The organism is Nonomuraea sp. NPDC049269, assembly GCF_043197155.1.
Taxonomy (GTDB): Bacteria; Actinomycetota; Actinomycetes; order Streptosporangiales; family Streptosporangiaceae; genus Nonomuraea.
Window position 1 is genome coordinate 113150 of the sequence record NZ_JBICSO010000017.1, and the last position, 8013, is coordinate 121162.

Annotated in this window: 5 protein-coding genes; 3 read left to right on the forward strand and 2 right to left on the reverse strand. The window is 68.9% G+C overall.

The genetic code is table 11. The features are described from left to right. Nucleotides 1–25: 25 nt before the first annotated feature. Nucleotides 26–1168 (reverse strand): serine hydrolase domain-containing protein, encoded by a 1143-nt coding sequence (locus ACGFNP_RS59515; RefSeq protein ID WP_393333832.1) that lies wholly within the window; start codon nt 1166–1168, stop codon nt 26–28. A 133-nt stretch (nt 1169–1301) separates the two neighbouring features. On the opposite strand from ACGFNP_RS59515, the gene ACGFNP_RS59520 reads away from it, so the two are divergent. From ACGFNP_RS59520 to ACGFNP_RS59530, 3 genes are read left to right on the forward strand one after another with little or no spacing between them, the layout of a single operon-like run. Beyond that, entirely contained in the window at nt 1302–3158 is a 1857-nt protein-coding gene (locus ACGFNP_RS59520; RefSeq protein WP_393333835.1) for a glycoside hydrolase family 3 protein, read from the forward strand. Beyond that, nucleotides 3155–3892, forward strand: coding sequence for a TetR/AcrR family transcriptional regulator (locus ACGFNP_RS59525; protein ID WP_358335561.1), 738 nt, complete (start codon nt 3155–3157; stop codon nt 3890–3892). The genes ACGFNP_RS59520 and ACGFNP_RS59525 overlap by 4 nt, the downstream gene beginning before the upstream one ends. Further along, nucleotides 3889–5655, forward strand: coding sequence for a DUF5605 domain-containing protein (locus ACGFNP_RS59530; RefSeq protein WP_358335564.1), 1767 nt, complete (start codon nt 3889–3891; stop codon nt 5653–5655). Before ACGFNP_RS59525 ends, ACGFNP_RS59530 begins: the two co-directional genes overlap by 4 nt. Before the next feature lie 78 nt (nt 5656–5733). On the opposite strand, the gene ACGFNP_RS59535 is transcribed toward ACGFNP_RS59530, so the two are convergent. Then, nucleotides 5734–7401, reverse strand: a complete 1668-nt coding sequence (locus tag ACGFNP_RS59535; protein WP_393333839.1) for a VanW family protein — start codon at nt 7399–7401, stop codon at nt 5734–5736. Between the last annotated feature and the right edge of the window lie 612 nt (nt 7402–8013).

Here is an 8013-nt window from a genome sequence, read left to right on the forward strand (position 1 = left end):
CGGGTCTCGCTGAGCACCTGAGCGGTCAGGCTTGGTGGACGATCGACCGCATCGCCTGGGCGATGCGGAGCGCCCGGGCGTCACAGCCGCCGGGCGGTGGCATACGGCGGACGTTGTACCCGAAGCTGATTCCGGTCTCCGGATCGTGGAAGCCGAGCGCGCCGCCCATGCCGTCGTGGCCGAAAGCCCGGAATCCGCCGAAGTGGAGCCCCGGGACGGGCTTCTGGAAGACGATGCCGTAGCGACGCTCGATCCCGATCACCTCGTCGATGCCGGCCACCTGAGGTTGGGCCAGTTGTTCGATGGTGTCGGCGGAGAGCAGGGGCGCGCTGGTGAGGCCCACGGTGCTCTCCGCGAACAGGGCCGCGATGCCGCGCGCGGACGCGGTCGCGCCGGCGGCCGGCATGCCGATGGCGCGGTCGCGCCGGGCCTGGCGACGACGCTCGTCCTCATCGTTGGGGGACGCGCCGCCCGCCATCACGTAGACACCGAGCTGGCCGGGTGTGCGGGGGAAGGGCGGGGCGGCGGAGCCGGCGACCGGGCGCATCGGCAGCAGGTCGAGAGCGCGCGGTTCGAGCTCCTCGGTAAGGCCCAGATAGAAGTCGAGACCACGCGGCCCGCGGATCTCCTGCTCGTAGAACTCGGCGAGGGTCCGCCCGGTGATGCGGCGGACGATCTCGGAGCCGAGGATGCCGATGGTCACGGCGTGGTAGCCGAAGGCCGAGCCGGGATGCCAGAGCGGGCGCTGCGCGGCGAGCAGTTCGGCACCGCGTACGGTGTCGGCCAGCTCGTCACGGGTCAGCCTGGGCGCTGTCTGCGGCAAACCGGCCTGGTGGGACAGCAGTTGGCGGACGGTGATCGCGGCTTTGCCGGCCGCGGCGAACTCGGGCCAGTAGCGCGCCACCGGGGCGTCGAGGTCGAGCTGCCCGCGTTCGAGGAGGAGGCCGATGCTCACGGCGATCGTGTTCTTCGACACGGAGTAGGGGATGAGCAGGCTCTCCCGGATGATCTCGGGGCCGATCGCGATGTCGAGCACGAGCTCCGTGCCCGCGTAGGCGGCGATCTGGATGTCGTCGTCGCCGAACTCCCCTCGCTCGGCGATCCCGTCGATGAGCGGGCGGAACGGGGCGGCGACGTATCCGTCGAAGCTCGTCGTGGGGATGGTCATGCGATGGCTCCCTACGTTTCTCACAGTGGCGTGTGAGCAACAGTTATGGGAGATTAAACACTGACCGGTGGTAGGTATGTCAATGATGCCAATGCCCCGGACCTGCGCTTGATCAAGGAAGCTGGAGTCGTACATGCCACCCATCTCGCCGGCGGCCGCCGCTGACACGCTGACCGCGCGGAACGGCACCCGCTTCAGAGATCTGAACGGCAACGGCGCGATGGAGCCGTACGAGGACCCGCGGCTCTCCACCGCCGAGCGGGTCGCCGACCTGATACCCCGCCTCTCGCTCGCCGAGAAGGCCGGCCTCATGTTCCACACCCAGGTGGTCGCGACCGCTGACGGCCAGGTCTCGAACGTGCCGATTCGACCGGGCCGCGTGGGCGCCGCCGACCTCGTCGGCGGCAAGCTCATCACGCACCTCAATGTCACCGAAATGCCCGGGCCGCGGGGAATGGCGCGCTGGCAGAACGCGGTGCAGGAGCTCGCCGCACGGAGCCCGCACGGCATCCCGGTCACCCTTTCGACCGACCCGCGACATGGTTTCGGGCACAACGCGGCCGCTTCGTTCGCGGCGACCCATCTCTCCGCCTGGCCCGACCAGATCGGCTTGGGCGCGATCGGCGACGCCGAGCTCGTCCGCCGATTCGGCGACGTCGCACGACGCGAGTACCTCGCCCTTGGCATCCGGGCGGCGCTGCACCCCTCCGTCGACCTCGCGACCGAGCCGCGCTGGGCACGCCAGTACACGACCTTCGGGCAAGACGCCGAACTCGCCGGCCGCCTGGTCGTCGCCTACCTGGAGGGTTTTCAGGGCGCGAGCCTCGGTCCCGGCAGCGTCGCCTGCATCACCAAGCACTTTCCCGGCGGCGGGCCGCAGCTCGACGGCGAGGACCCGCACTTTCCCTACGGGCGCGAGCAGATCTACCCAGGTGGCCGCTTCGAGGAGCACCTCGCGCCCTTCCGCGCCGCGATCGCCGCGGGCACCGCCGGCCTCATGCCGTACTACGGGATACCGATGGCCCTTGAGCTGGAGGGTGAGCCGATCGAGGAGATCGGCTTCGGCTTCAACCGGCAGATCATCACCGGCCTCCTGCGCGAGCGTCTCGGCTACGACGGCGTGGTGTGCAGTGACTGGGGACCCGTCACCGACGCGCTGTCGCCCGACGGGAGCCGCGTCCTGCCGGCACGGGCCTGGGGCGCCGAAGAGCTCACGCCGCGCGAGCGGGTGCGCCGCATCGTGGCGGCGGGTTGTGACCAGCTCGGCGGCGAGGAGTGCGTCGAAATCCTCATCGACCTCGTCGAGAGCGGCGACATTCCCGAGTCGCGGATCGACGAGTCCGCGCGTCGGCTGCTCGCGGTGAAGTTCGATCTCGGGCTGTTCGACGATCCGTTCGTCTCCGAGGAGGAGGCCGTCGCCGTCGTCGGTGCGCCCCGGTTCGTCGCCGAAGGGCTGGCCGCCCAGGCCCGCGCGATGGTCGCGCTGACCCCGCTCGACGCGTTGCCGGTCCAGCCCGCACGGCTCTACCTCGACGGACTCGACCCGGCGGCTGTGGCAGGGGGCGCCGAGATCGTCGACGACCCGCGTGACGCCGACCTGGTCGTGGTCCGGATCGCGGCGCCGTGGGAAGCCCGCGACACGTACATGCTGGAGAGCGGCTTCCACGCGGGCAGCCTCGACTTCGCCGAAGCCGACATCGCCCGGATCCTCGGCCTCGTGGCGGTGGCGCCGACGGCTCTCGTGGTCGGTCTGGATCGGCCCGCGATCCTCACCCCGTTCCTCGACAGCGGGATCACCCTGCTGGCCGAGTTCGGCGCCTCCGACCGCGCGGTGCTCGACGTCGTCCTCGGCGTGGCGGAGCCGGAGGGACGCTTGCCGTTCGACCTGCCACGCTCGATGGCCGCGGTCGAGACGAGCTTTTCCGACGTACCCGGGGACACCGCCGACGCGTTGTTCCGTGCCGGATACGCTGCCAAGAACCTGAGATGAAGGGAACACCGTTGCCCGACAGGGAATCCCCCACACCCTCGCGCCCCGGCCCCTATGACAGCCCGGGCCCTTATGAGAAGGGGCGGGCGAAGCGCCGGGAGATTCTCGACGCCACACTCGAACTGATCGCCGCGAACGGCTACGGCAACATGAGCCTGCAGCAGATCGCCGACGCCGTGAACATCACCAAGGCCGGGCTGCTCCACCACTTCGGCTCGAAGGAGAACCTCCTGACCGAGGTGCTCCGTCGCCGCGACGAACGCGACACCGCCTCCTTCACGGACAGCGCCGCCGCCGGACCGCGCATCACCCGCATCGTCCGGCACAACAGCGAGGTGCCCGGCCTCGTGGAGCTGTACTCGGCGCTGATCCAGGAAGGAGTCGACACGGAGCACCCCGCGCACGACTACTTCAGGGAGCGGTTCCGCCGGGTCGCCGGGAACGTGGTCGCCGACATCAGACACGCCGCTGACACGGGTGAGCTGCGGCCCGGGCTCGACGCCGAGATGCTGTCCCGCGTTCTGATCGCGGTCGCGGACGGTCTCCAGCAGCAGTGGCAGTACGACCGCTCGATCGACATGGCGGCGCATCTCGACTACCTGTGGTCGTTGCTCGGTCCAGCACCGGCTCGGGGCACCGGCCTGCCTGAGGATCCGGCCAACGGGACCGTCACCCCGGCCGACAAGACCGTCACCCCGGCCAGCGGGACCGTCACCCCGGGTGGCACGGCATGAGCGACCGCGGATTCGGGCCGCACAGCCTGCTCGCCGACATTCTGGACCACCCCGAGGCCCGCGGCATCATCCGGCGCACGTTGCCCGGGGTCGTGAACTCGCCGCTGCTGGTGCAACTGCGCCGACGCGCCCTCGGCGACCTCACGGCCGCCGGTCCGTACGCCCGGCTCACCGCCGCGCAGCTCGATGACCTGTGGCGCGAGCTTGCCGTACTCGATTCCGGCGACCCGGGCGTGCGCTCCGATCCGCCGGCGATCATGCCAGATGCCCATTACGAGCAGGCCGGCACGCCTCGCGGCTCGGCCGAGGTGGTCTCCGCACCCGCCGCGGGCGAAGTATGGGCGACCTGGGAGCTCGTACTCGCCGGGCCGAGCCATGGCAATCCGTACGTGGACGTCGAGTTGTCCGCGCGCGCGACCGCCCCCGACGGCTCGACCCGCCGGCTCGGCGGCTTCTACGACGGCGACGGGATCTGGCGCGTCCGGCTGCTGCCCGACCAGGGCGGACGCTGGGTCGTCACGACGGAAGCGACCACGCCCTCCCTCGACGGCGTCACGGTCGAGCTCACCGCGGCGTCCGGTGCCGGTCGAGGGCCGGTGCGGGTGGCGGACCGTCATCACTTCTCGTACGCGGACGGGACGCGTCATCTGCCGCTCGGCACGACCGCGTACGCCTGGACCCACCAGAGCGAAGCGCTGCAGGAACAGACCTTGCGTACGCTCGCCGACTCGCCCTTCACCAAGATCCGGATGGGGACCTTCCCCAAGTCGTATCTCTTCAACGCCAACGAGCCGCCGCTCTATCCGTTCGAGCGGAACAGCGACGGTGAGTGGGACTTCACTCGCTTCAACCCCGCCTACTTCCGCGCTTTCGAGCGCCGGGTCACGGATCTCGCCGCGATCGGCGTCGAAGCCGATGTCATCCTGTTCCACGCCTACGACCGCTGGGGCTTCTCGGACATGGGCACCGCCGCGGACGACCGCTACGTTCGGTATGTGGTCCGGCGACTGTCGGCGTTGCCGAATGTCTGGTGGTCGCTCGCGAACGAATACGACCTGTTGTTCTCGAAGACCGTCGATGACTGGGAGCGGCTGGCCGCGATCGTGGTCGAGGAGGACCCGGTCGGGCATCTGCTCTCGATCCACAACTGCTTCGGCTTCTACGACTACGGCCGGCCGTGGATCACCCACGCGAGTGTGCAGCGCATCGACGTGTACCGCACCGCCGAGAACACCGACCAGTGGCGTGAGCAGTGGGGCAAACCCGTGGTCATCGATGAGTGCGCCTACGAAGGCGACATCGACCAAGGATGGGGCAACATCACGGGTGAGGAGATGACCCGGCGGTTCTGGGAAGGCGCGGTGCGCGGCGGCTACGTGGGGCATGGGGAGACCTACCTCAACGACCGCGAAGAGCTGTGGTGGTCGAAAGGCGGCGAACTCATCGGCTCGAGCCCGGATCGGATCGCCTTCCTCAAACAGATCACCGGGGAATCACCGACCGGTGTGCTCGACCCGCTGCCCAGTGACTGGGACACCCCCTGGGGCGGTGTGGCGGCGCGTTATCTGATCGCCTACTTCGGCTTCAACCGGCCGTCATATCGCGACGTCACGCTGGAGCCCGGCACCGTCTGGACGGTCGACGTGATCGACACGTGGAACATGACCGTCGAAAGGCTGCCCGGCACCTACTCGGGCAGCTTCCGGATCCCGCTGCCGGCGCGTCAATACATGGCGATCCGGCTCGTCGCGGCCGACGGATAGCCAAGGCCGCACCGCCGGTCCGGCGGTGCGGCCGCACCGCCAGTCAAAGGCGCTTCCACTACGGCCCGTAGTAGCTGCTCACTTACAGGTGAGACGGGGCTCGGCCGCGTAGACGGTGCGGAACTTCTGCTTGCGCTGCACCTTGCCGTCCTGTTTGAAGATGCGCCAGACGTCGATGGCGAAACCCTCCGCCCCGCCCATCGGGATGCACTCAGGGCCGGAGTCGGTGAGGGTGGGGATGGGCTTGACGTCATAGCGGGGAGAGCTCTGCGCGTCGATGTCGAAGCGCTTGGTGCTCCAGAACTGGACGGTGATCGAGGTGCTGGTGTAGGAGGCCTTGATCAGTACGCCGTACGGGGAGTCGTTGCGCCATCTGAAGTCCGGTTGCGGGAAGGAGACCGTGGATTCCCGGCCGGCCGGATAGCGGGAGATGTAGTACTGGTGCGCCATGTGCTGCACGTCCTGGAAACCGCCGAAGAACACGGCGTTGAACATGGTGGTGGCGAACTGCGACACTCCGCCGCCGACGTCGTTGACGAACCGGTTGTTCAGGATCATCGGCGCCTCGACGAATCCGCGTGCCTTGTCCCGCTGGCCGACGAGGCCGTTGAGGGAGAACGTCTCGCCGGGTCTGACGACGTAGCCGTCCACGATGTCGGCGATGCGGTGGATGTTGGTCACCCTTGGCGCGCAGCAGGGGTGGTGGGTGGTGAAGGAGCTGACCTGCTCCTTGATGCCGAGCTTCTTGGCCTGGGCGGTGCTCACCCGCGGCTGCGTCTCGGTCACCGGCACGCGTACGCTGCGCTGACCGGCCGCGAGCGCGGCGGCGACGGCCTTGTTGAGCGCCTTGGCGTCGATGCCGCGGCCCACGCGCGCCGACGTGACCTGAGGCTTGCCCTTCACAATCTTGAAAGAGGCGTCCTTCGGCCGCTGGCTCGCGGCGACGAGCCGGCTGTCCAGGCCGGCCAGGACGCCCCTCGCGTCGAACGAGGGTGTCATCCGCCCTTGGCCGTCGGCGACGAAGCGCAGCCCCGTGGCCAGTCCCGCCGTGGGCAGTTCCGCTTTCTTGCTGCCGTTGACCAGCGTCAACGGTGCGGCCACAGCGGTGCGGGCCAGGGCGTCGGCGACCCGCTTCACTTCGGACGCCGAGCCCGCGGGCGGGCTCGTACGGACCTTCAGCGTCACCGACGCGCGATCATTCAGGTAGGCCTCTCGTACGGCTCCCGCCGCGCCGGCGCGGTCGAGGGCGCGGCCCGGCTTAGGCAAGATCACCTGCGGTTCGAGCCCGCGGTACCGAATGCTCCCCTCACGGGGCTTGGTGTCTACGCTCCGGGCCAGGTCGGCGAGCTTGGCGGTGAGGCGACGCTCATCGACCGTGACCTGTGGCCGCAGGTCACGGGTGCCACCGAACAGCGAGCGCGCGATTCCTGCCGGCGTGCCGGCGCCGTCGAGCGCGGCCTCGACCGTGGCCTGGGTATCGAAGGTCAGTCCCAGATCGGACGGCACCAGCCGAACCGTCTTACCCGCCGCCGACAGTGCCAGCGGGCGTGCGGCCCGTTTGCTCAGCTCTCGCTCCAGCTTCGAGCGTGCGTCGGCGACCGGCAGACCGCCGATGTCGACGCCATCGACGCGGGTGCCGCGCGGCACCTCACCGGCGAGGGCGATCGCGGGCACGGTGTAGGCGAGCACCGGGACGGCGACCACGGCCGCCACGATGACGGCGACCCGGCCCCGCCGAGGGGCCACGGTGCGCCGGCCGCTCGTTACCGGCTGCGCGGTCTTTTCGTGATCGTTTCGTGATTTCATCATTCGGGGCACATCGTACGGCCGGGCGGAAGGCTGTGGTGGCGTTCTGGCGGAATCCAGCTTGCACTACTAACGACCATCGTAGAAGAGCCGTGACGCGCCGTCGCACCCACACCAGGCCACCCGCGAACGTCCATCCTTGGGCCGAACAGTGCAACCGGTTGTAGTACGTGAAAATTTTAGCTGGAGGCCAGGTTGGTCGGATTGCCTTGTGAGCTGCAAAAACATAGATCACGATATATCGGTAACGTCTATGTAACGCCTGCAAAGGGTTGACGAAACTTTTGGCGCACCTATAGGAAAGCGCTATCCGATCCCGCCGTGCCCGGGCGGCCTGGAATGAGGGATGCATGCGTCCATGACCGATTCAATCCCTATGACCCCGGAACGTGCGCTCGCTCCCCGGCGACCCCACGCCAACCCACCGGGACGGAGGCGCGCCAAGCGGGTGAACGCCCACAGACGGCGTGAGGCACGTACGGCCTACGTCTTCCTCGCGCCCTGGTTCGTCGGTCTGTTCGTGATCACGGTTGGTCCGATCCTGGCGTCGCT